The following is a 21,532-nucleotide window of genomic DNA, read 5'->3' on the forward strand; positions in this document are numbered from 1 at the left end:
GCAGTGGGTCGAGTGCCGTTGCCGTCGATCGAGTCGCTTCGCTCCTCTGAATTCCGAATCTTGTTTCTCACCAGTCGAATTCATCGCAACGTCTGAACCGGTACCCGACACCCGAACGAGGCTGGGGAGGGGGAAGGGTCACGACAAGCGCCCCGTCTCGCGTCCACTGCCTCATTAACATCATGCTCCCAATCATACACCCCCACCCACCAAACCGCAAAACAAACATAAAACCAATAACAGCGTAAATTCCACTCCCCCAACATAATTCGATACCACCCGAAACGCCGCCGTGCGTAACCTACCAAACCTATTCCACACCAACCCGATAACGAAACCAATTGGCACACAACATCATTCAAAAACAGTGATTTTCGGGCACGAAACAGCCCCACCCACCAGCACGCGCCGGCGCGCAACCACTTCCCCACGCCACCGAACCGAGCAGGTATGCGGCAGCCATTCGACAACGAGCAACTTACCGATATGAACCCGCCCGTTACCTTCATCATCACGCTCTGCATCTCGATAGCCACACTCTTCGTCGGCAACGGTCTCATCGACCGCCTCAGCGCCCGAAAACACTGGAACAGACAGATCGAAGAATGCAACACGGCGATCAGCGGAACCGTCGACGAACACCTGCAGTCCGCACTGCGCCGCAAGTCCCACCACTTCGCCAAGGCAGTGGCACTCGACAAACACATACCTATTTCCCCCTGGGCCACCATGAAAATGACCATCGGGTACGTCGGGCTCTTCGTGCTTGGGATTCTCCAGTTCCCGCTGTTTCACCTACCTGGTTTGTTCTACATAGCAGCGCTTCCCGGGGTCATAGTCTCCACACTGATAGTCGTTAACGGAGTCACAGCTATCCAGATCACAGCGATCGAACAAGACGTATTCGAACAACTCGGTTACCCGGAGACGTTCCACCGTCTTTCAACCACCCCACGGCGCCAGCGAATGCGACTGCTCACCATCTCCAAAAAATCCACACATGCGCTCAAACAACACTCCCACGAACTAAACCCACAACCACAACCACAACCACAGCCACGACCGAACCCGACATAACCCCACCATGATGTAACAGCATTCGACGTTTCCAAAAGCGCACCGCGCTTTCAACATCGAAATGATTCCACACAACGCACACAACGAAATATGTTGAAACACAACACTAACCAAGGCTCATTCGGGTCGTCGGGGTAGTCACCCGGGTGGGTCGAGTTCGCGAGAATCGGCCCGGTGATGGTGTCGACAATGAGTCGAATTCTGTGCGGTTCACCGGGTGTGATCCGGGATCCGAAATTCACCTGTTCGTTACTCGGCTGGGCGAGGGAGGGCATCTCCTCGGGAATGGGTACGTGCGCTACGACATGGAATGCGAGCCCAGTACGAAATAGCTGCAGGTTGGTCAACCGGAGATCGAGGCTGGGGTCGGCGGGGAGCGGTAGGGATATGTCGTATGAAGCGCGAAGGTTGGAATCGGCTTGCGGGAGTCGCCGCCAGTCGGGGAGATCTCGGCTAAGTATTCCGACGCCGCCCGACTGCGTGTTGCATCCGCTGCAACATTGATGCGGCTAGACGTGGCGGCGCATCAACAAGCTGATGGCGCATGGTCGATCCGATTCCTCATTGCGCCGTTTCCTGGGAAAACAGTGGCCACAGGTCGACAGTCATGTTGCATCTGTATGAATAATGGCACCTTTTCGTGGTACCCCACATCGCCGACGAGCAACGGTTGAGCCCAATGAGCATCCCGGATGACCGAACGCGGAGTCCAGGCGGCACACGGACGTCCGAGTTCGAGAAGCTTCTCACGCAGTTCACGGCGTTGCCGAATGGTAAACCGGTACCGCCATTTCCAATATTGAAGTTCAAGTCTGCGGTTTGACATGGTCTACTCGGCGAAATGACGTGGTTTTGTCCATGGGTCGTCGCGTATTGCTGCCCACAAATTGGTGGTTACCTCGTCGATGTCGGTGAATCGCTGGGATATGCGCGAGAGAACTGAAGGAGCGAAGGTGGCTTCGTAGCGCAACGCGAGGACCCCCATCGCCCGCCAGTGGCGCAGTACGGTGTCATGAAGTGCCAGCGTATCGGCACTGGCTCTTGCGTCACGCAACGATTTTCCCATCAACGTCAGACTGGGCACTGCGTATAGGGCGGTTGCGTGGTGAAACAGTCGCCGGGCACCAATGGCGGCACGTTCTTTCGATGATTCGAAGCACTCCGTGCACAGCTGCCTGTAACGGGGAATAGCAAGTCTGAAGCGGTCTTCTTTGAAGAATCGCTGTGCTTGGGTGTCTAGTTGCGTGCGATCGGTTTCATCCGCTTGAGTAGCCGTGTAATAAATGCCCATCCCGTCGTGAGTTTCGCTGTGGATGCGGTCGGACACGGCCAAAGTGAATGCCTTAAGCGACAGGGTTGCGCGGCAGCTGAAAGGCTTTGCGCCGACCACAAGAGTATCTAGGACAGTGACGAAACTGTGGTCGGAAGCGATTGATTCGATGAGGACAGCGTGCAAGTACCCAGCAGAATCGGCGTAAGTCTCGGCGTACGCAAGGTGCGCGGTATTGACCCACACAATTACGCCGGGGTGCTCGGTGAGCAATTCTTGTAGCTGCACTGCGATGTTGCTGTTGTCGATGGGTGTAATGCTCACCGCGAAGCCACACGAACGCATGCCGAGTGCGCCTGCCTCTTCGACTGGAAAGATGTATTCCGGATAACCCGCCTCATCGAGACCGGCCTGGAACAGGTAGCCGCCGCCCTGTTCGAAGATCAGCTGTTCGGCGGTGGGATGGCCGAGAGCGGTGGTAAGAGCGGCGTAGCAGCCGGTCAAGCAATTGACGGCTGTTTCTGGGTACGTCTCCAAGATCTGGTTCATGTCGTGTACTTCCGAAGGATGGTGCCGATCTGCGCGGCCGGAGCTGCGGTCATCATCTCCAGGTGCTCGCACACAATCGGGTGTTTGATGATGTTGCCCTCGATATGGGGGCGCCACGTTTCTGCGAGGTCTGCGTTACTTTCTGGTTCGAGCTCGGCCGTGAATACCAACACATCGCCKACAAATCGTCTGGGCGTGAACTGATGACGCAGGCGCATGAGATTTCGCACTACGCTGATCAAACGGTCTTGGTCGGGCACAATCTGGGCCACCGCAGCAATCTCGCGGCGTTCTTGATTCGAATCGACCTCGACGCTGTCGTCAAGCAGCACGGTGTCAAGAAGTGCAAGTAGGTCGACTTGTTCCCCGGCATTCTGCAGCCGAATCGCGATCTCATACGCGACGAGACCACCGAACGACCACCCAAGCAAGCGGTATGGACCGTGCGGATGGATCGCAAGTATCTGCTCGAGATAGTCGTCGACCAACTCCGAAAACGTCTGCGGCAGTGAGGATTCGTTACCGATACCCCGGGCTTGTAGCCCATAGAGGGGTTGCTCTGGACTCAGATGGCCAAGGATCGCTGCATATGCCCAGCTCAGCCCGAAACCTGGGTGCACGCAAAACAAGGGCGGTGCATGTCCGCTAGGCCGCAATGGCAGCAGAACCGCAAAGTCTTTGCTGCGGTCGATCACGCCGCTGTCGATACGTTGCGCCAGGGATTCCACCGTCGCAGCCTCGAGTAAGTCGCGCACGGTGACCGGGGTGTCTAGTAGCTTCCGGATTTGTTCGATGACTGTGATCGCCATCAGGGAGTGCCCGCCGAGGTCGAAGAAGCTGTCCGCTGCGGCGATCGCAGAAAGTTCGAGAGCGGATGCAAATACTGCTGCCACAGTCTGCTCGGTCGGGGTGCTCGGTGAGCGACCGCCGGTGGAGGATGCTGGTGGAGCTGGAAGGGCGTCTCGGTCGAGCTTGCCGGTCGGCGACAGCGGAAATGACTCGATCGCGACGATGAAGGTCGGGACCATATAGCTGGGCAATATCTGCGCAGCGCCGCGCCTAACTGCTGTTGGATCGACGGTAGCGGGAGTGACGTAGCCGACAAGCATACCGTCGGACCCGCCGTCGGTCCGCATCACGACGACCGCCTGGGTGACGCCTGGTTGCTCGTGGAGCACGGTTTCTATTTCGCCGGTTTCTATTCGAAATCCGCGCAGCTTGATCTGGCCATCCGAACGGCCCAGGTACTCCATCTGCCCGTCTGGCCGCCACCGGGTGATATCGCCCGTGCGATAAATCCGTCCGAACTTGCTGTCGGTGAAACGTTCTGCGGTCAGTTCGTCACGGCGTAGGTACCCGAGGGTGAGTCCGGCCCCACCGATATACAGGTCCCCGGGCACTCCGACTGGCACAGGCCGCATACGGCTGTTGAGGACATAGAGCTGGGTGTTGCGTATCGGCCGGCCGATAGACGGGGCTCCGACGCCGATGGCGTCGCTGGTGTCCGAGCAGCATGCGTACACCGTCGCCTCGGTGGGGCCGTAGGCATTAACCAGCCTTGCCCCCGGTACTGCTGTGCGAAGTTTGGCGGCTACCGCTTCGGTCAGTTGCTCACCTGCCACAACGAGGTAGTCCGCTCGAAGCCGAGCCTGACCGTCGGCGATGAGGTGCGCCAGTACTGACGGCACGCCGCAGATCAGCGTGCCCGACCAGCCCCCCCGTTCCGAGATTTCGAGGAGATCGCGAACGATCTCGATCGAGCCACCCGCCAGCAGTGGTCCGAAGATTTCGAATACCGAGACGTCGAAATTAAGTGAGGTCGAAGCAAGCACCCGGCTAAGGCCATCGCCGAAGTTGGCGGCGGCCCATACCGCTAAGTTAGCCACGTTTCGATGAGTGACAACAACCCCTTTGGGTCGGCCCGTTGACCCGGATGCGTAGATCACGTACGCCGGCGAGGACGGGCGCAACGGCGGTGGCGAAAATGTGGTGACAGCGTGTTCAACCGCGTCGATCAGCAATGTTCGTGCGTCGTGACGCATAGTCGTGGACGAGTTGGTAATTACTATTGCTGGACGAGCATCGGCAACCATGAACGCAAGGCGATCACTCGGGTACGACGGGTCGAGTGGCAGATACGCGCCGCCTGTCTTCAGCACCGCCATGACCGCGACAATCATCTCGATGCTTCTGGGCAGTGCTATTCCGACAACCTCGCCGCTCCCCACACCGCGTGCAGCGAGTGAGGTGGCGACGGTATTCGCTCGGTCGTTCAGTTCCCCATAAGTAATCGAAGTATCGGCCCAACGTACTGCGACTTGACCGCCGCTCTTGTGAACCTGGCGGTCGAACAACTCCACGATAGTGGCGTCGGGAATCGTTGCTTCTGTGCGATTCCAGTCTTCGATAACCAGTGCACGTTCCTCGGGACCGACCAGATCGAGCGTCGCCAACGGATCGTGCGGCCGTGCGGACGCTTCACCCAGTAGCCGCACCAGATGATCGGCGAGCGACTCGATCGTGCCTACATCAAATCTGTCGAGGTCGTATTCGCAGTAGACTACGACGCTATCGCCTCGCTCAACGAACGTCAGCATCAGCTCGAACGCAGCAGTCGCGTTGGGCACTGGAATTCGTCCAACTATCAGGTCGTGATCGGCCGCGGTTATAGACGGTTCCACTCCATGATTGAGGGCAATCTGGAACACCGGTTGACGTCCCGCCACCCGCTGTGGATTCACTACTTGAACAAGTCGGCCAAATGAAACACCTTGGAAACGAAGCGCATTGAGCGTCTTCACCTGAACCTGTCGAAGAATTTCCGAGAATGAGGCGATGTCGACATTCGGAAGCCGAACTCGCAACGGCATGACGTTCACAGTTAGTCCTACAACGCTGTCAGAGCCGGGGTCGATCCTGCCGGACATAGGTGCGCCGAGCACGATATCGTCGCCGCCGGTGTACTGAGCGACGAGCGCGAACGCGCCGGCGGCCAGCGCTGCGAACAGCGATCCTGGATCCGATAGATTCCGCAGGCGCGCAACTGTTCGTGAGGGGATGACTCGTTGGTGGGTCGCGGCGACCCGTTGGCTGTCGGAACCTGTCCGCGCACGCGGCAGGTCGACTGTGGCCGGCGCCCCGGAGAGTTCGGTGCGCCAATAGTTCTCCAGTCGGCTCGTATGGCGGTGTGGCTCGCTGGCGGCGACGAAATCCGAGTAGCGCGTCGTCAGCGGTGACAGCGGATCAGGTCGCCCCATAGACATGGCTCTGCATAGTGTAGCGAGCTCATCGGCGAGAATTTCCATCGAGCTTCCGTCGACTGCAGTGTGGTGAGCGACGAGAATCAACACGTGATGCTCGCTTCCAAAGCGCAACAAACTGGCACGTGCGAGYGGTGCACTGGCCAGGTCGAAAGGCCTTTTCTGTGCGGCCTGTGCGTACTCGGCGACCACCCGTTGCGCGGCGACATCATCGACCGTATGGAAGTCCTCGTTGTCCATCCGCAAGTGTGCGCGGCCGACCGATTGACGCGGGCCTCCCTCCGTATCAATGAAGTGCATGCGCAATGCCTCGTGCCGTTCTACGACCGCATCGAGTGCAGAGGCAACGACGTCGGGAACCAGGGGGCCGCGGAATCGAAGTGCGAGTGCCACATTATGGGTACCGATCTGACCGGCGAGCCTCTCAGTGAACAGCACCCCTTCTTGCGCTGGCAACAGCGGCAGCTGCTCCTCCTGAGCGGGCTGCAGGGGCAGCGCACCGTGTGTGGCGGTCATCAGCGGCCAGCATCGGCTTCCGCGAGGACGGCACAGACGTGGGCAGCGAAGTCCTCGAGTGTCTCGTCGGTCGTTGCCGCGCTGATGTACATCGGTTCTTCAATGTCGGGCGCGAGATGGTAACCGGCGCCGCGCATTCCGGAATACAGTGCGGTAAATGGCGCACGCTGCTGTTGGGCCACGTCTTGTTTGTTTGCGATGGTCGAGCCAGCTGGCAGGAAGATGAACGCGAAGATGCTTCCGATCCGCGCAAACACGAAGTCGAGGCCGTTTTCGGTTCGATGGCGCTCGATGGCCGCCTCAAGCAGAGCGCCCTTGCGTTCGAGTTCCTCGTAGAAGCCGGACTCGGCGACTTCATCGAGAGTGGCGAGGCCGGCCGCCATCGTCAGAGGGTTGCCGGACAACGTCCCGCCTTGCAGGACTTGTTCCTCGTCGAGGAGCTTCATGACGTCAGCTCGTCCACCGAATGCGCCGACCGGAGTACCGCCGCCAATGATTTTGCCGAAAGTGGTCAAGTCTGGGGCTACTCCGAGCAGGTTGCTGGCTGGGCCGTAGGTCAACCGGAACCCGGTGATCACCTCGTCGAAGATCAGCAATGCACCTTCGCGGTCACAGATTTCACGGAGCTCTGCGAGGAAGGTCCCCTGCGGCAATACGAGAGACATGTTGCATGCAATTGGTTCGATAACGACGGCGGCGATCTCGCCAGGGTTGTCGGCGAAGAGCTTTCTCACGCTGTCGATGTCGTTGTAGTTGGCGATCAGATTTGAGCTCATAGCGGCCGGGTCGAGGCCCGCGCGTCGCATCTGGTCTTCCTTCTTGTTCTGCACCAGGTCGAAGTGGCCGTGGTAGCCGCCGGTGAATCGGACGATCCGACTTCGACCAGTAAAGGCGCGCGCTAGGCGCAGCGCCGACATCACAGCCTCGGTGCCGCTGCACACGAACCGTACCTGTTCGAGGTGGTCGGCGGTCGCGGCAATCCGCTCAGCGAGTTCCACTTCTTGCGGGCAGTAGGTGCCGAACAAGGTGCCATCGGCTGCCTGCTTGGCGATCGCCGCACTCACGGTTGTTGGTGCATGGCCGAGAATAAGCGGTCCGAACCCGTACATGAAGTCGACATAGCGCGAGCCGTCGACGTCGTGAAGGTATTGGCCGTGTGCTTCGGCCACAACCAGTGGCGCAGTGCTGACGCTGCGGCCGGCGCGCAGCGGTGAGCTGGCTCCGCCGGGGATTGCCTTGAGGGCGCGTGCAATTTCAGTGCGCATAAACCTATTCCTTCGCGGTTTCAATTCGGCACTCGGCCATTAACAGGTCGAGCAGTTCCTCAGCTTCGGCGCGGGTATCGCGGGCGAAGTAGGCCGTGAGAACGGTTTCGAAATTCAGTGGCGGAGCCAGCACGTAGTCGCCGTCGTGCTTGTGCAGTAATGCGGTGGTCACATTGTTGTTTTCGCAGACACCTACCGCGCGCGCAGTATTGCGCAAGAAGCCACTTTCAGTGATTGGGGCGTCGAACTCCAGTGCGACCCGGTTCGCGGTGGGCTGCGGTTGAAGCGGGGAGCGGCCCAGTGCGTGGAGCATGCTGTAGGCGTCTAGTCCGCTGCATATTTGTAGTTGCTGATAGGTGGTGGTGCCTCCTCCGCACAGCCGCGGAGCGAGCTCCAGTACGCGGAGCGTGCCTTGTGCATCGAAGCGGAACTCGGCGTGAAAGGGCGAATTGTTCAGACCCACTCCGTGCACGACAGTGTCGAGCATCTCGGTGAACTGTGTGCCACTATCGGAGTCGTACCGTTCGGTCAGGTAGGCGATCTCGTGGAACAGTGGCCCTACAAGTGGCGGCAGCTTTCGATGTACCTGAAGTGGCAGCACTTTTCCGTCACTGACGAACCCGTCGATCGCGTACTCTTTGCCGTCCAGGTACTCCTCGGCAAGCATCGTTGACGCCCCCGAGTTCTTTCTCAGCACTGTGCAAACGCGTTTTGTCTGCACGAATGCCTTCGCGAACTCGTCTGGGCTGTCGATCTTTACTACCCCAGCGCTGTAGAAGCCGTTCGACGGCTTCAACACCATCGGAAACGACAACTCGCTGTCGGTGACAATCTTCAATGCTTCCGGTGCCTTCAAGGATGGCGAAAGCTCTACGTGGCGCGTTATGTGTTCTCGAATGCTCGGGTGTGCTTTGAATCGTGTCTTATCGGACAGACACAAGAGAGTGTCGATGTCTCGGCTCGGCATGCCGAGTCCCGCACGCAACAGATCGAGTTGAATTTGGTAGCTGTCGTGAAACGAGAGGACGTCATCAAAGCTGTCCAGCTCTTCGATCTCGGATCTCGCTGCGGAGTCGACCTGCGCCTGCCAGCCGGCCCGGTCCGCCGACAGTGCCGGTGGGGTCATGAAGTGAACGGTATGTCCGTGCTGTTCAGCGTAGTGGAGGTAGTCAGCACAATTATCTCGGTGACCGAGGATCAATACTTTCACGTTCTAGTAGCGCCCTTCTTCGTCGTGGTCGGATCTGCCCATCCCGCGGGGTGCGACATGGTTGGCGGGGGCGCGGAATTGCGCCCGCCGAGCAATTGGTTTTCGCTTCGTGCGATGGCCTTTTTGATTCGCCATAGACACACACCTGCCATGAGCGCCTCGAAAAAGGAGAAGATCAGCCACATCGCGGGCACTAGGTGTGCCTGCTCGCGGTGCGTGGCAGCAATCGTGACGATAATCGGGATACACAGGCACCACATGAGAACGATCCTGACCGCGAACCCGAAACGAGCGAGACCGAAACTTTCCAAGACCGATGATGCGACCATCGAGAACATGAATGCCGCAGCGTACGTCCACAACACGCGGGAGGTGTCGATGGCGATGGAAAAGTCTTCCTGTCCGGCTTCGGCCAATCCAAACGGTGCAAGCATCAATGTCGGGGTCGCGATTTGAAAGAACGCGATAACTACGACATAGCAGCCGCACACCGCGATTGTGACCCGCATGATGTGCCCGACACGTGCGAATTGCTGTGCGCCGATGGCGTTTCCGCACAGGATGTTGCAGCCCAACCCGAGTCCGATAAGGGGAATCACTGCCGCGTAGTTCAGGGAGAGCGCCACGTTGTTCGCGGCGAGTGCTGAGGCACCGAACAGTCCGATTATCCACACGAAGGACGTCTGTCCCAGTTCTTCTAAGCCCAAAGATCCACCTGCCGGCGCGCCGCGCCGCACACGAAGCCAAAGCGACGATCCGAGCCGTGCCATTCCCGATCCCAGCACCCGGCCCAGCACGCCGACGAAGCCTTGCGGCAGCGCAATGCAATACCCGACGAACATCACTGCGACCGCAAACAGCGTGCCCAATGCAGAACCGCGCATTCCGAGCTCGGGAAGCCCAAAATGCCCGAACACGAGCCCGAAGATCATCACCAGACCAACTGCTTGCCCAACGAGTCCGACCACAAGGGGTACGCGAGTACGGCCCATGCCGTTGAAGTAGGACGACAACGCCATATTGGTGGTCATCACAGCGCCGTAGAAGGTGGACAGACCCAGGAATTGCGATTCCAAATTCTTGATCGTCTCGGGCTGCGTACTGAACTCAGGAACCCGAATCAATAGCGGCGTGATGGCCAGGAGCACCAGCGACAGCAATACCGCGAAAACGACACCGAGAGCCCCTTCTTCAAGAGCATCGTTGTTGTCACCACGGCCGCGAGCTTGTGCTACGTAAGAGCGAGTGATACCGACTGCGCCCGTGGTCACCATGATCACAGTGGTCGCAGTGAAGATTGCTGGCCCCGACGCAGCCAAAGTCTCCGGCGAGTAACGCGCAAGCGAGATGCGGTCGACCAACATCAGCACGAGATTGCCCACCATGCCGAACATCAGCGGCGCTGACACCGCGATGACCTCACGTGCCGTCGTCGGATCGAATAGCCGGCGCACCGAAGTCATCATCAACCGAGCACTATTCTTCTCATACAGCGACCCCGGAATTGATCAGCAGCTCACGCACGCTCGCAATGAGAGCGGGGCGGTCATCGAGATTGAAAGGGAGTTCGTCTCCGATATCAAGCGCGACATCCAACCGCTCTTCCAACCCCACCAGAAACCGCATTTGGTCGAGCGAATTCTGAAGGATGTCCGCAGGTGACGCGTCCGACTCCAGCGACCGCGCGGTGGCCAACTGCTCGAGAAGGACAGCAACCACATTATCGAGGGTAGTTCCGCTACTCATGGACAGATCCAATCGCGTTTGAATGCGTACGGTGGTCAGGGATGAGGTCGTAAGACAGCAGCGCATAGGTCAGCCGCTCGACCCCGATGCCCGAACAACACGTCGCTTCGACGCCGAGCGCGCTCAGGTCGAACGCCTCCGCGAATGTCGTGCCGTGCGCATTGACGCTTCCGACCGACAGACTTCCAGAGGGAAGCGGGATGCGCACCTCGAATTTGCTGCCGCCCACCCGTTGCGCGCCTCTGGCAATGGAAGGATCCTCACCGAAGAACGGATCTGAGGCGCTCACGATCTCGTAGGGAATATTTAACGACGTGAACAGGCTCGTGTATGCCTTCAACATAGTGTCGAACGATGTCTGCACCTGCTCGGAGCCACCTATGCACACCAATTGTGTGCGTTCACGCTGCGCGCCGGGAAAGGTGATTGCCGAGCCGGGTCACACTTCTCGCGCTTTTCACCGTCCAAGGCCTGTACCCGCTGCTGCTCGGTACTCGCAAAAGACGTCCCAGTGTGTGAACGTCTCGGCAACCACCGCACAAGAACACATCTGTGAGAAAGAGGCGAATGTCGACGCCGAATGCCGCGGCGATACCAGCGATTACGCCCAAGCTTGGGCACGTTGCACGCCTTGTCCGAAGGTGAGAGATGAAGGTGGCGCTGACGGGATAGCCGTTCTTGGCTGCACGCTGGGAGATCTGCGCGGGTGTACCGATTGCCGTCTGATCGTCGCACGTTGCGAAAGAGTGCGTCGAGGCGTGCCGCGGAGAGCGGCGGCTTTGTTCCAGGGTCGCTGATGTGGTGCTCGGCGGCTGCTCGATCACCCGTATGTCGGCACATGTGGGCGTGGCATTTTGCACCGGTGCAGGTCAGCACCGCCTACCCCGCCGTCGCCGCCGGAAGATCCGCAATCGGATGAGCCGGAACCACTGGTGAATCCGGCGAAGTTTCCTCCGGCTGCGGCGGCACGACGGCTCGCTGGCGATTGAAAGCCGGTCTGGGATCTTCGGGCGACGTTGTCACGAATCCCGTCGGCGGCGATCCAGAGCCCGGCGCCGGCGAGGACGGCGATCTATCAGGAGCGCTGCATAGAAAGCCATTGTGGTCCGCCACCTCAGATATCGGAGATGAGCCAGGAATGAAGCGAAAAACAACGACGATAACGAGACCAGCAAGTGACGGAGCCGAAGTCCGCTGGCGCTGGGTGAAATTCGTGGCATCCGACCGGACCTGCGGGCCAGCGCGGCCTCAGCCATCGCAGCGAGTCCGTACAACACACCACAGCACGCGACGACGACAAGAACCACCGCCACCAACGCTGCTTCGTCGGCGAGGTCGCCCCCCGATCGGCGGCAGGGCAGCATTGACGGTGAGGACGGGTATGGGGCCGGTGCCCGGCTTCATGGGAGGACATTTTCTGATGGTCGAAACAGGCTGGAAGTCGGTATTTCTCGGTTCAGTTCACCTTACGGGCGTGGACGCCGTGTGTGTTGTAGCTGTTCCTAAGGCCGGCGCCCACTCCCCCGCGAGGTTCGGGTGTGGACGTAATCCGCCTTATCTCTCAATTCACTGCACGAGCAGTGCGATCGGGAGTACCAGGAAGAAGAGCGATACCGCGACGAGGAAGACGCGTTCGGTGATGCCGAAGAACCGTGCTCGAAGCTTGGGAAGAAGCGCGATGACCAGCGCGATGAGCGAGACCATCGCGATGATGTTGAGGGCACGCAGGGCGCCGGACAGAGCGTTGCCGGAGTCCGCGACGAGTTGGGCGAAGCGCCCGGTGAGGGTGTAACTCAGAGCGAACCATGCAATGGCGGCCACCATGTGGGCCCGCCCGATCAGCGTGGCCTTTTCGCCTTCCAGATCGGTCGGCAACGCCGGCAGGACGAGGAAGATCACGGACAGTACGAGCAGGTAGATGCTGGTCGATGTGTGGGAGGTCCAGTTCGGGTAACCCCACCACACCGCCGCGGCGAGAGTTGCGAACAGGGCCGCAGTCACGGCGTTCATCGCGGAGGCGAGTCTTCGGGTAGGTCCGACAGCGTAGTCGCTCACGGCGTGTTTGACGGGCGAGTAGTGGGCTCGGCCGACGATGTGCAGCGTCAGGAATAGCGCGAGACGAGTGGCGGCCAAGATCAGGGCGACGATCATAGGAGTGGTGATCACGGATGCTCCTGGGTTGAGGGAGTAGTGCAGGTCTTTTGCAAGTGGGCCGGCGCTACCCGGCTTGTTCCTTGATCTGGGCGTGGAGGGCTCGAATGGTGCGCGCCAGCTGGTTCGGGTCTATCCCGACGGCCGCGGCGCTCTGGTCGAGGGATCCTCCCAGTGACGCGGTTGCCGTTTCCTTCAGCGTCCGCCCGGCCGGTGTTATCTCAAGGCGACGCACGTGGCCGGCTCCAGTGGGGGCGACGTCGACGATCAGCCCCTCGGTGATCAGGCGCTTGATGATGACGCTCGTCGACGGTTCGCTGATCCGGAGTGCGGTGGCGAGCTGGCGCCCGGTGAGTCCTGGATGTTCACTGACGATGACGAGAGCGACGTACCGGTTGTAGGTCAAACTGTGCTCCCCGAGCATCCTGTCCGCCTGGCGGTCGAGAGTGAGCACCAAGTCGTGGAGTTCGTAAGCCAGATCCATACCGAGCAACTTAGGCTCCTAAGTTACTTGGTGCAACTCTGGATTTGGCCTGACTGGTTCGGGCCACCGCCAGGGCAACCCCAGGAAAATACAGCTCCCAGGGGTCGACGTGTACCGCGACGGCGCCGACGAGGGCGATCGATGAGGGCGATCGATGAGATCGCGAGCTGGGCTAACGCGGATACAGCAGGCGCATCGGATGCGGACATCGGTGGGTGCCTGCGGACCATTCTGAATGCGCTGGTCAGGGCCGGATCGCTGACACGAACCCTGTCGCGTCGAGGTGTGGATGCGCGTGGCGGGTGAAAGTCACGCCTGCGTGAGGAAGAAGATGCATCACCGTCAGCGTGGCGGCTGCTCCGGCCGATGAGGGTCGGGAATCCCCGCCCCGCCCGCTGTGCTCGAGCGGAGCAGAAGGGCCAGCGCGATCGCGGGGAACAGGAAGAGCCAGAGGTTGGGGGCCCACCAGGCCGGATCGAACTCGCCCCGAATCACCCAGAAGTTCACGGCCATCAGCCCGGCGGCCGAAGTCAGAGCGAGCGAGACCAACATCAGGCCGCGCCCGGCCGGATGCCCCATTCGGGCCAGGAGGATGCTGGCCAGGCCGGTGGAGATCGCGAAAAGGTCCAGGCCGAGGAACGACCAGTTCCAGTCCTGCATAACGGCTCCACCGCCGACGGACACGATCCCGGCGGCCGTGGCGATCCAGTATGCGAGGAAGCCTAGATCGGTCCAGAGCATGATCGTCTTCAGTCGACGCGTCAGCCGTTCGCTGTTCCGATGCTCAGACATTGATCGCCTCGTCCAAGAGCGCTTCAAGCCTGGCGCGGAGCAGTGATCCAGTTCGGTGCTCGGGCTGTGCGAGATCGGCGAACGCTGCGAGCCACCACCCGTCCATGGCGAGCCTGATCAGCGTGGCGGTGACCGGGTCGATACCGTCTGCGTCGAGCATCGATTGCCAACGGGCGAAGTGGCTACGGAGGATCGCCAGCATGCCTGAGTCGACAGCGACCGCGGCGACCAGTGCGGCCGCGATTTGCCCGGAGTCGTGGCCGGGCAGCGCCGCTGCGATGTAGGCGCGGGTCTTGGCTCCTGGCTCATGACCGGCCCCGTCCAGGGCGTCGCCGAAGCCGACGACCCCGTGCTCAACGAGCGCCTCGAGCAAGTCCTGCTTGGACGCGAAGTGGTATCGGAGACCGCCGACGCTGAGGCCGGCCTCTTGTGCGACGCGGTTGATCGTGAATGCCTCGACCCCGTCCCGCAGCAATGCCGTCGCGGCGGCTTCGAGGATGCCGTTGCGCACGGCGGGCGTCTGCTTGTGCATAGTTTTACTGTACCGCATGTGCGGTACAGTAAAACTATCGTGCGTGCATTGGGGGAGCTGGACGGAGGCAGCAGGAATGCAGGCTTGGTTGATGCTCGGTGGGGCGATCTTGCTGGAGGTCATGGGCACTCTGTCGCTCAAGGCATCGGAGGGGTTCACCCGGTGGCCTTGGGTGACCCCCGTGGCGATTGGCTACCTCGGCGCGTTCGCTCTCCTGGCTCAGGTGCTCAGGCTCGGCATGCCGGTCGGCGCTGCCTATGCGACGTGGGCGGGAGCCGGGGTCGCCCTAACAGCGCTTCTGGGATGGGCGATCTTCGGCGAACGGCTGACCTGGATGATGATCGTGGGGCTCGTCCTCATCGCTGGCGGGGTCGCACTGATTGAGCTAGGCGGCAGGGCGGAGTGAGGATCTCAGGTACCGAGGGGCGAATACCATCGTGGACAGAGGAGGGGATAAGTGAGTAAAGAACATCCGGGGCGTCTGCGTCGGGCGGGCAAGAAGGTCGCGGAGTGGGTGGTGGAGTTCGTCGGTGGGATGTTCTCGTAGGCTGCGGTGACCCGTAGTGCGTGACTGCACTTGTGAGTTACGCGTTCGTTGCGTTCGTCGCTGATGCCTTGGTGGTTCGCGAAGTTACGTTCAATTACGTTGCTGTCGGCGTACCTCTCGTCGTGCTCGTAGTCCGCGCGCTTGCAGCACGCCGAGCCACACGGACCCGGCGGTGAACACCACACCGAACAGTACGGAGGTGGGCGCAGCGATACGGTTGTACGCCTCCTGTTGAGCGAGGTAGCGGTACTTGCCTGCGGGCGGGTTCGACACCCCATCGACGATCAGCTCCTCGACAAGCTTCGAACCCACTTGGCACACGTCCGACGTCGTCATGGTCTTGAGGTCGCACGTCGCAGGCTCGTGGATTGTCACGAGGCCCATCCAGATGGCGAATGCCCCGAGGATCAGACACAGGGGTGTCGCGATGAGCAGCTTTACCGACAGGTCTGGCGACTCACCCGACGAATGCCTGCCCATACCTGAATCCTAGATCCGGGCCGGACGACCAACTTATACGCCCGCACACAATTCTTTCGACATCAACAGCCTTCACCCTGCATCCGAGGAATGGTCAGTGCCGGGCAGGAAAACTTCCGCACGCCTGGCGCGATGCATGTACGGCGGGCGCACACCCATCACCGCCGCACCACCCGTGGCCACCTCGGGGCGGTGTTCGAGGCACGCTGCGGGAGCGGTGCGTCCGAGCCGCCCGTCGGGGTGCATATGCGAGTACTCCCAGCTGTCAGCGTCCGGGTCTGCGGTGACAGTCCAATCGAGGATCATGCCGTTGCCGGCAGCGCGTTTCTTCCCGATCGTGGTGATGTCTACGAGCAAGGCAGCGACCTCGTCGGGGTCGCCGACGGCGCGCCAGGTCAGGGCTCGGGCGACCGTGAGCGGTAGCGGCATGACCGCGGCACGGTATCGGCCCTGGCGCGGGGAGAGGTGCGCGGGAAGAGTCTCGGAGATCTGTGCGAGGGCGTGTTGGTCGGGGCGGGCGCTCCAGTACTGGACGTGCGGGCCCGGAATTTCGCCTTCGGGCCACGCGAAGGTCGCTGCCCAATGCCAACCATCGCCTCCGGAGAGCGTGCACCGGACAAGTGGGAGGTCGAGATCTCGCGGCGATGCCTCGGAATCGTAAGGGATGTAATCGGTTCCGGATTCTCGTGCAGCGGCTTTCTCGTTCTCGCGGATCTGCGAGGCGAGCAATCCGTCGAGGCTGATGCCCCACGGCGGTGCATGGCCGACTCCGGAGCCGAGTCGGGCGCGCACCAGCATCGGCTGCATCGCCGTATTCGGGCGGGCGCTGCTCATGCCGGTAGCGAGATCAACGCGTCGAGCGCTTCTTGTCGGCGGGCGGCGACAATGGCGCGCCAGTCGAGGTCGATGCTGTCAGCGGGGTCGGGGGTGATGGCGGCGCCGACTTGGCCGTGGCCGATCGCCGATCTACCGCCGAGCCACCCTCGGTGGGTGAATTCTGTGAGGACGTCGGCGGTGAATGCTTCGTCGAGTGCGCTGCCCCGGTCGAGTTGGACCCAGGATTCGAACCTGGTTCCCGGGGAGAGGGTTTCGATGTCGTAGCGCATCAACGGCGACGTAGCGTTTCCTGTCGACGGTGTGGGGTTGTCGCGGGCGGTGCTCACGTCGTCGAGGTGGCTGTAGCTTTCGCGGGCTTCGACGTCGAAGCTGCTCGGCAACGGGCCTTCGTAGTCGAAGCGCAGCACCGGTGCGGCTTCGGTGACGATCGGAACCACATGCCCCACGCGTAGGCAGCCGCTGATCGGGGCGGCTCCGACCGCGCCGCCGAAGACACTGATCAGGGGAACCAGCTCGCGTAGCTCGTTGAGTCGTCGGCCGGTGACGGGTTCGGCTTTGGTTTTCACGATCGAGCCTCCGTTGCGGAGGGTGTGCGCGACGGGCAATGGAAGTTGGTTGTCGTAGCGGAGGACATCGCGCAGCATTTCTTCCCCGATGCGGCGCAGCACCCCGCGGAACGAATTCCCGGACACCACCGGTACCAGTTCGATCGATCCGTCGGGCTGGATGATCTTCATGCGCCGAAACAGTGCAGTGCCGCCGATGGTTTCGCCCTGGTGAGAGATCGGTGATCGGGCAACCATCTCGATTTCCCAGACGCGGCTGATGCTCACCGATCGACCTCGTCGGCGGGTGTGCGATCGGCGCGGACAGCGTCGGTGATGATCTTCGTCCGCAAGGTCAGGGCGGCGGTTTGATCGCGCATCGCCTGCAAGACACGTTTCGGATGTTCGGTGGCGAGCAGGACAGCCAACTCGATTTCCTGCGCCCGAGTCCTGGGTGTGGATCCCAGATGCCCGGATACCTTCGTCCACCACCGGTTCAGGTTCCCTCCGCTGGTGTAGGCAGCGTCTTGGATCCGTTCGGGCAGATACTGATTCCAGTAGTAGTCGCCACTTCGAGTGGAGAGCCAGTTGTGCTCCGAGCGATCGACACCGTAGTGCAGCAACAAGATCAGACGATCGGCGATCGCGGCATCAGGGTCGAGGGGCCGGGGTAGAAATGGCGCCGCGGCCAGCCACCGCTCCGTCGCCGCCGACGGCGCTGTGGTGGTCATCGAGTTGTCTCCGCTGTGTCTGGTTCTCGCACCTACGTTTCGGCCGTTCACTGAGCAGTGCCCTCCCCCTGTTTCGCCCGGATCGTTCTCGACCAGGCCATCCCATTGTCGTTCATGTCCGCCTGTGGTCGGGTTCGCTGGCTCGGGCCGCAGTGATCCACCACGATGAGGCGCGGCGCCACGGGGCCAACGTCTGCCAGTCGTCGAGGATCTGAGCCCACAGCCGGTGTTCGAGGGTGCGGAGCACTCGGTGCGGCGGTGCCGGCGCCCGGAGATCCCGTTCGGTGAACCCCAACTCTCGCAGTGCGGACATCACCGCCAGGCGTTGTGCGTCATCGGTGCGCCAGGTGATGTTCACCCCGTCGACGTTGATCTGCCCCCAGCGGGCATCCGGGAGGAGGTGTTTGCGACACAGCGGCGCGGGGACGGTGACCGCGATTCCGGCCGGTAGCGACTGCGACAGGACCTTCTGCAGCTGTGTGGGGTTGGCTTCGAGCATGGTGGGCGGGTCTGCGGTGATGATGTGCGCGCAGCTGCGCAGTGGCAGGTGCCGGTACGCCCACACGCAGACCTCGCACAGGACCCGGCTGGAGAGGTTCGTCCAGGTTTCGTAGCCGGTGAACCTGCGTGAGACCACCTGCCCGGTCGGGGTCATCGTCTCGGTGCTTCCGGCGCAGCGCGCACACCCGCCGGCGGACCGGTGCGGCGAGTACAGGCGCCCGACCGCGGCCGTGTACGCGGCGGCGGTGACGTCGAGAGCGGTCATGGGTATCCGATGTATGAAAGGACCGGCTGCGGGCCGGGTGGGTGGGGCGGGCGGTTCTATTGTGGTCCGGTGACCTTTCGCGGCGATGATCCCGGCCTCGACCTGGCAGCGCTGCAGGCACTGCGCCCTCCCACCACTCGCACCGACGCAGTCGCACTGACCGTGATCGGGGATCGGATCGGCGAGCACCTGCGCCGCCACGACGGATATCTCGCGTTCTCCGGCGGCAAGGATTCCCTCGTCGTCCTCGACCTGGTCCGCCGAGTCGAGCCCGACGTTCCGGTGGTGTTCTTCGACAGCGGTCTCGAATACCCCGAAACCTACGACTACATCCGCGAACTCGCCCACGAGTGGTCGCTGGATCTGCACCGGATCCCGGCCGAGCCGCCGCTCCTCGATGTTCTCGCTGCCTCCGGTCTGTGGGACCACCGCGCCAGCAGCCGCGGCGGCGCGTTGCCGGATCTGCACGAAGTGTTGATCAGCGGCCCGGCGCGGCGAGCGCACGAGCTGCTCGGTCCCGGTGAGCTGTGGGGTGTGCGGGCGGACGAATCCGCCGGCAGACGTGCGATGTACACACGAGGTGGCCAGCGTGACGGAATCATCGAACGCGTCGACGGAACCGTCGCGTACGGGCCGATCTGGAATTGGAGCACCTCAGAGGTCTGGTCCTACATCCGGCGACATGATCTTCCGGTCAACCCCGTCTATGACAAGCTCGTCGCTCTGGGCGTTCCCGAACAGCACCAACGGATCTCACACATCATCGACGGCAACCACCTCGAACGAGGCCGACTGACCTGGCTGCGGCGCGGCTGGCCGGCACTGTTCGAACAACTCGCCCACGCATTGCCCCGCATCCGGCAGATGACCTGACAAGCAATTGGATCCGCAGCCCAACCCAACCCCGCTTTCCTGAATTCGCGCGAACTTCCCACACACAGACCACTCGAACACAAGTTCGAACTTTGCAGACTCGGTTCCGGCTCCGAAGCTACGTGCGTCAAGCAACCGAGGATGGCTGGACCGCGCGGGTGCGAGAACCCCGTTCTCGCGGCATGTGATGATCTCTGCGAGTAGGTGTGTCATCTTCGAGAGGGGTTCTGCGATCAACGGCCCTCGTCCGGTATCTACTGATGTCGCATTGGCGGTCACGGCCGCCGCAGTCCTCGGCGTCACCGTCGGGGTTCTCTTGGCCGAGGTGGTGGCCGGTGTCGCGGTCGCTGCCAGCACCGCCGTGGCGTTCCACTTCGTGCTGCGTTCGATCACCCCAAGGAAATGATCTCCGCACAATTTCTCTGAAATGGCTGAAATGTCCGGAATGTATTTCATTTTTTAACGAGTTTCGTCCCTAATCGTCCATTCCTACAATTTCGGTGTTACGTTACCGACTGGTTTGTTTGTATGAATTTGTTCAGCGCGGATCGTTGAATCGACCTGCCGTTCATCATGTTTCGGTCTCGCGTTGACATGAGCTCCGTCGCTCGTGCGCCATTCCGCGAGTGATCCACGGGTCAATGATGGCCAACAGAGAGAAGCAACGACGTGCGCAATAGAAGGCTGTCCATAGCACTGTTAGGTACCACCACTGCGCTCTCGATGGTTTTGTGGGCAGGCACTGCATCTGCCCAACCTGCCGAACTATCCGATCAACAAGTGGTGACATCAGTCGATCAAGCAGCGGATGCTGCTGGCCAACAACGGGGCGTCGGCCTCGAAACGTCCGGTGCGTCGGTAACGAAAACCGGCGCAGCGTCCGTCTCGGTCAGCTCCGAGAGCGGCGCCACGGTGACGCTCACCGCAGACGGCACGTCCTCCACTCGAGTGGTCGACGACACGGCGGTCGCGGATGTGGCAGGTGCGACGATCGTTTCAGAGGCTGTAGCGCAAGATTCTGCCCGCCAGGCGATTTCGATTCCCGACGCATCAGCTCCTACCTCGTACACCTTCACCCTCGACGTACCGGAAGGGCTGTCGACACGGATCGCGGCCGACGGAGGCGTGGAAATCTTCGGTGTCGCAGAAGGCGTCGACATCGTCTTCGGCACGATCGCGGCACCGTGGGCCAAGGACGCGAACGGCGCGAACGTGCCGACCAGCTTCCATGTCAACGGAAACACTCTGACGCAGACCGTCGAACATAACGGCGGTACGGCGTATCCCGTCACCGCAGATCCCAAGCTGACGTTCGGTACCAGCGTCTACCTGAATGTGTGGGGATACGAGGCGAACGCGATCGCGTACGCGTTCAATGCGGTAGCCATCGGCGGCGTTGTCGTCGGTTGCTCGTCGGTCTTCCGTGGGGCCCTCAAGGCACTCGGAGCCCCGGGTAAGCTTGCAGACGCAGCGGTTGGTTTGCTGTGCACCTTCGGCGGCGCGGCAACGGTCGCTTTGCTCTGGGATGCTCTCAATTCCAACAATTTCAACCCGAACGCGTGCTACCAGAAGGACATTTTCGATTCGAGCACCGGTTTCTACTTCGTGCCCAATACGAATTGTGAATGACCTTCACTGAACGACGGGAACAGCGATGAGTGAGATACCTCCGATGAGGCCGGTCGACGACGGCACCGGACCAGAGCGCGGCAAGATGTCGATACCGTTCTACGTGGCCGGCAGCCTGTTGGGTCTCGCTCTGTTCATCACGGTGTTCTGGTGGTCGGAGGTCGGGCTGATTCCGATCGTGGCAGCCATCGTCGTCGTCGGCGCGGTCGCCGGTGTCACGTCTGTGGTCAAACGAAGCAGACACTGAGTGACGCCACCTCCGGCGTAGGCTG

At 61.3% G+C, this 21,532-nt stretch carries 23 protein-coding genes; 6 read left to right on the forward strand and 17 right to left on the reverse strand.

Going from position 1 to position 21,532, the window contains the following annotated elements:
• Positions 1–354 precede the first annotated feature (354 nt).
• The 10 genes from AC1DWA_RS30735 to AC1DWA_RS30780 all read right to left on the reverse strand — a co-directional run bounded on the left by AC1DWA_RS30735 (position 355) and on the right by AC1DWA_RS30780 (position 13,528).
• Entirely contained in the window at positions 355–795 is a 441-nt protein-coding gene (locus AC1DWA_RS30735; protein ID WP_477848087.1) for a hypothetical protein, read from the reverse strand.
• Between the two features lie 1,111 nt (positions 796–1,906).
• Positions 1,907–2,896, reverse strand: a complete 990-nt coding sequence (locus AC1DWA_RS30740) for a hypothetical protein (protein ID WP_477848089.1) — start codon at positions 2,894–2,896, stop codon at positions 1,907–1,909.
• Entirely contained in the window at positions 2,893–6,672 is a 3,780-nt protein-coding gene (locus tag AC1DWA_RS30745) for a non-ribosomal peptide synthetase (protein ID WP_477848091.1), read from the reverse strand. Before AC1DWA_RS30745 ends, AC1DWA_RS30740 begins: the two co-directional genes overlap by 4 nt.
• Complete coding sequence (locus tag AC1DWA_RS30750; protein WP_477848093.1) at positions 6,672–7,937, reverse strand: aspartate aminotransferase family protein; 1,266 nt, start codon at positions 7,935–7,937, stop codon at positions 6,672–6,674. Before AC1DWA_RS30750 ends, AC1DWA_RS30745 begins: the two co-directional genes overlap by 1 nt.
• A gap of 4 nt (positions 7,938–7,941) precedes the next feature.
• Positions 7,942–9,063, reverse strand: coding sequence for an ATP-grasp domain-containing protein (locus AC1DWA_RS30755; protein WP_477848095.1), 1,122 nt, complete (start codon positions 9,061–9,063; stop codon positions 7,942–7,944).
• Between the two features lie 80 nt (positions 9,064–9,143).
• Positions 9,144–10,601 (reverse strand): MATE family efflux transporter, encoded by a 1,458-nt coding sequence (locus AC1DWA_RS30760; protein ID WP_477848097.1) that lies wholly within the window; start codon positions 10,599–10,601, stop codon positions 9,144–9,146.
• A gap of 31 nt (positions 10,602–10,632) precedes the next feature.
• Positions 10,633–10,893: a hypothetical protein gene (locus AC1DWA_RS30765; protein WP_477848099.1), complete on the reverse strand. Its 261-nt coding sequence runs from the start codon at positions 10,891–10,893 to the stop codon at positions 10,633–10,635.
• On the reverse strand, positions 10,886–11,236 hold the full coding sequence (locus AC1DWA_RS30770; RefSeq protein WP_477848100.1) for a class-II aminoacyl-tRNA synthetase family protein: 351 nt from the start codon (positions 11,234–11,236) through the stop codon (positions 10,886–10,888). The genes AC1DWA_RS30765 and AC1DWA_RS30770 overlap by 8 nt, the downstream gene beginning before the upstream one ends.
• Before the next feature lie 1,223 nt (positions 11,237–12,459).
• Entirely contained in the window at positions 12,460–13,059 is a 600-nt protein-coding gene (locus tag AC1DWA_RS30775) for a DUF998 domain-containing protein (protein ID WP_477848102.1), read from the reverse strand.
• Positions 13,060–13,111: 52 nt separating this feature from the next.
• Entirely contained in the window at positions 13,112–13,528 is a 417-nt protein-coding gene (locus tag AC1DWA_RS30780) for a MarR family winged helix-turn-helix transcriptional regulator (protein ID WP_477848104.1), read from the reverse strand.
• A gap of 141 nt (positions 13,529–13,669) precedes the next feature.
• Between AC1DWA_RS30780 and AC1DWA_RS30785 the strand changes: the two genes are divergently transcribed.
• Positions 13,670–13,834, forward strand: coding sequence for a hypothetical protein (locus AC1DWA_RS30785; RefSeq protein WP_477848106.1), 165 nt, complete (start codon positions 13,670–13,672; stop codon positions 13,832–13,834).
• A gap of 36 nt (positions 13,835–13,870) precedes the next feature.
• Here the strand turns inward: AC1DWA_RS30785 and AC1DWA_RS30790 are convergent, their stop codons facing one another.
• Together AC1DWA_RS30790 and AC1DWA_RS30795 are read right to left on the reverse strand one after the other, a co-directional pair.
• Positions 13,871–14,320, reverse strand: coding sequence for a DUF5360 family protein (locus tag AC1DWA_RS30790; RefSeq protein ID WP_477848108.1), 450 nt, complete (start codon positions 14,318–14,320; stop codon positions 13,871–13,873).
• The gene (locus tag AC1DWA_RS30795; protein ID WP_477848110.1) at positions 14,313–14,852 is read right to left on the reverse strand and encodes a TetR/AcrR family transcriptional regulator; all 540 of its coding nucleotides are present in this window, start codon (positions 14,850–14,852) and stop codon (positions 14,313–14,315) included. The genes AC1DWA_RS30790 and AC1DWA_RS30795 overlap by 8 nt, the downstream gene beginning before the upstream one ends.
• A gap of 43 nt (positions 14,853–14,895) precedes the next feature.
• Between AC1DWA_RS30795 and AC1DWA_RS30800 the strand changes: the two genes are divergently transcribed.
• Entirely contained in the window at positions 14,896–15,258 is a 363-nt protein-coding gene (locus tag AC1DWA_RS30800; protein ID WP_477848112.1) for a DMT family transporter, read from the forward strand.
• Positions 15,259–15,489: 231 nt separating this feature from the next.
• On the opposite strand, the gene AC1DWA_RS30805 is transcribed toward AC1DWA_RS30800, so the two are convergent.
• From AC1DWA_RS30805 to AC1DWA_RS30825, 5 genes are all read right to left on the reverse strand, one after another.
• Positions 15,490–15,879: a hypothetical protein gene (locus tag AC1DWA_RS30805; protein WP_477848114.1), complete on the reverse strand. Its 390-nt coding sequence runs from the start codon at positions 15,877–15,879 to the stop codon at positions 15,490–15,492.
• Between the two features lie 72 nt (positions 15,880–15,951).
• Positions 15,952–16,713: a hypothetical protein gene (locus AC1DWA_RS30810; RefSeq protein WP_477848116.1), complete on the reverse strand. Its 762-nt coding sequence runs from the start codon at positions 16,711–16,713 to the stop codon at positions 15,952–15,954.
• Positions 16,710–17,549, reverse strand: a complete 840-nt coding sequence (locus AC1DWA_RS30815) for an RAMP superfamily CRISPR-associated protein (protein ID WP_477848118.1) — start codon at positions 17,547–17,549, stop codon at positions 16,710–16,712. Before AC1DWA_RS30815 ends, AC1DWA_RS30810 begins: the two co-directional genes overlap by 4 nt.
• The gene (locus AC1DWA_RS30820; RefSeq protein ID WP_477848119.1) at positions 17,546–17,992 is read right to left on the reverse strand and encodes a hypothetical protein; all 447 of its coding nucleotides are present in this window, start codon (positions 17,990–17,992) and stop codon (positions 17,546–17,548) included. The genes AC1DWA_RS30815 and AC1DWA_RS30820 overlap by 4 nt, the downstream gene beginning before the upstream one ends.
• 112 nt (positions 17,993–18,104) lie before the next feature.
• Positions 18,105–18,758, reverse strand: a complete 654-nt coding sequence (locus AC1DWA_RS30825) for a hypothetical protein (RefSeq protein ID WP_477848121.1) — start codon at positions 18,756–18,758, stop codon at positions 18,105–18,107.
• A gap of 69 nt (positions 18,759–18,827) precedes the next feature.
• Here AC1DWA_RS30825 and AC1DWA_RS30830 point away from each other — a divergent pair, with 69 nt between their 5' ends.
• The 4 genes from AC1DWA_RS30830 (at position 18,828) to AC1DWA_RS30845 (ending at position 21,507) form a co-directional block, all read left to right on the forward strand.
• On the forward strand, positions 18,828–19,631 hold the full coding sequence (locus tag AC1DWA_RS30830) for a phosphoadenosine phosphosulfate reductase domain-containing protein (protein WP_477848123.1): 804 nt from the start codon (positions 18,828–18,830) through the stop codon (positions 19,629–19,631).
• 268 nt (positions 19,632–19,899) lie between these two features.
• Positions 19,900–20,037 carry a hypothetical protein gene (locus tag AC1DWA_RS30835; protein ID WP_477848125.1) on the forward strand — a complete coding sequence of 46 codons (138 nt, stop codon included), beginning with the start codon at positions 19,900–19,902 and terminating at the stop codon, positions 20,035–20,037.
• Between the two features lie 377 nt (positions 20,038–20,414).
• Positions 20,415–21,260: a hypothetical protein gene (locus AC1DWA_RS30840; protein WP_477848127.1), complete on the forward strand. Its 846-nt coding sequence runs from the start codon at positions 20,415–20,417 to the stop codon at positions 21,258–21,260.
• 25 nt (positions 21,261–21,285) lie between these two features.
• Positions 21,286–21,507, forward strand: coding sequence for a hypothetical protein (locus AC1DWA_RS30845; protein WP_477848129.1), 222 nt, complete (start codon positions 21,286–21,288; stop codon positions 21,505–21,507).
• The last annotated feature ends 25 nt before the right edge of the window (positions 21,508–21,532 follow it).

The organism is Rhodococcus sp. P4_F3_2 (assembly GCF_056401335.1).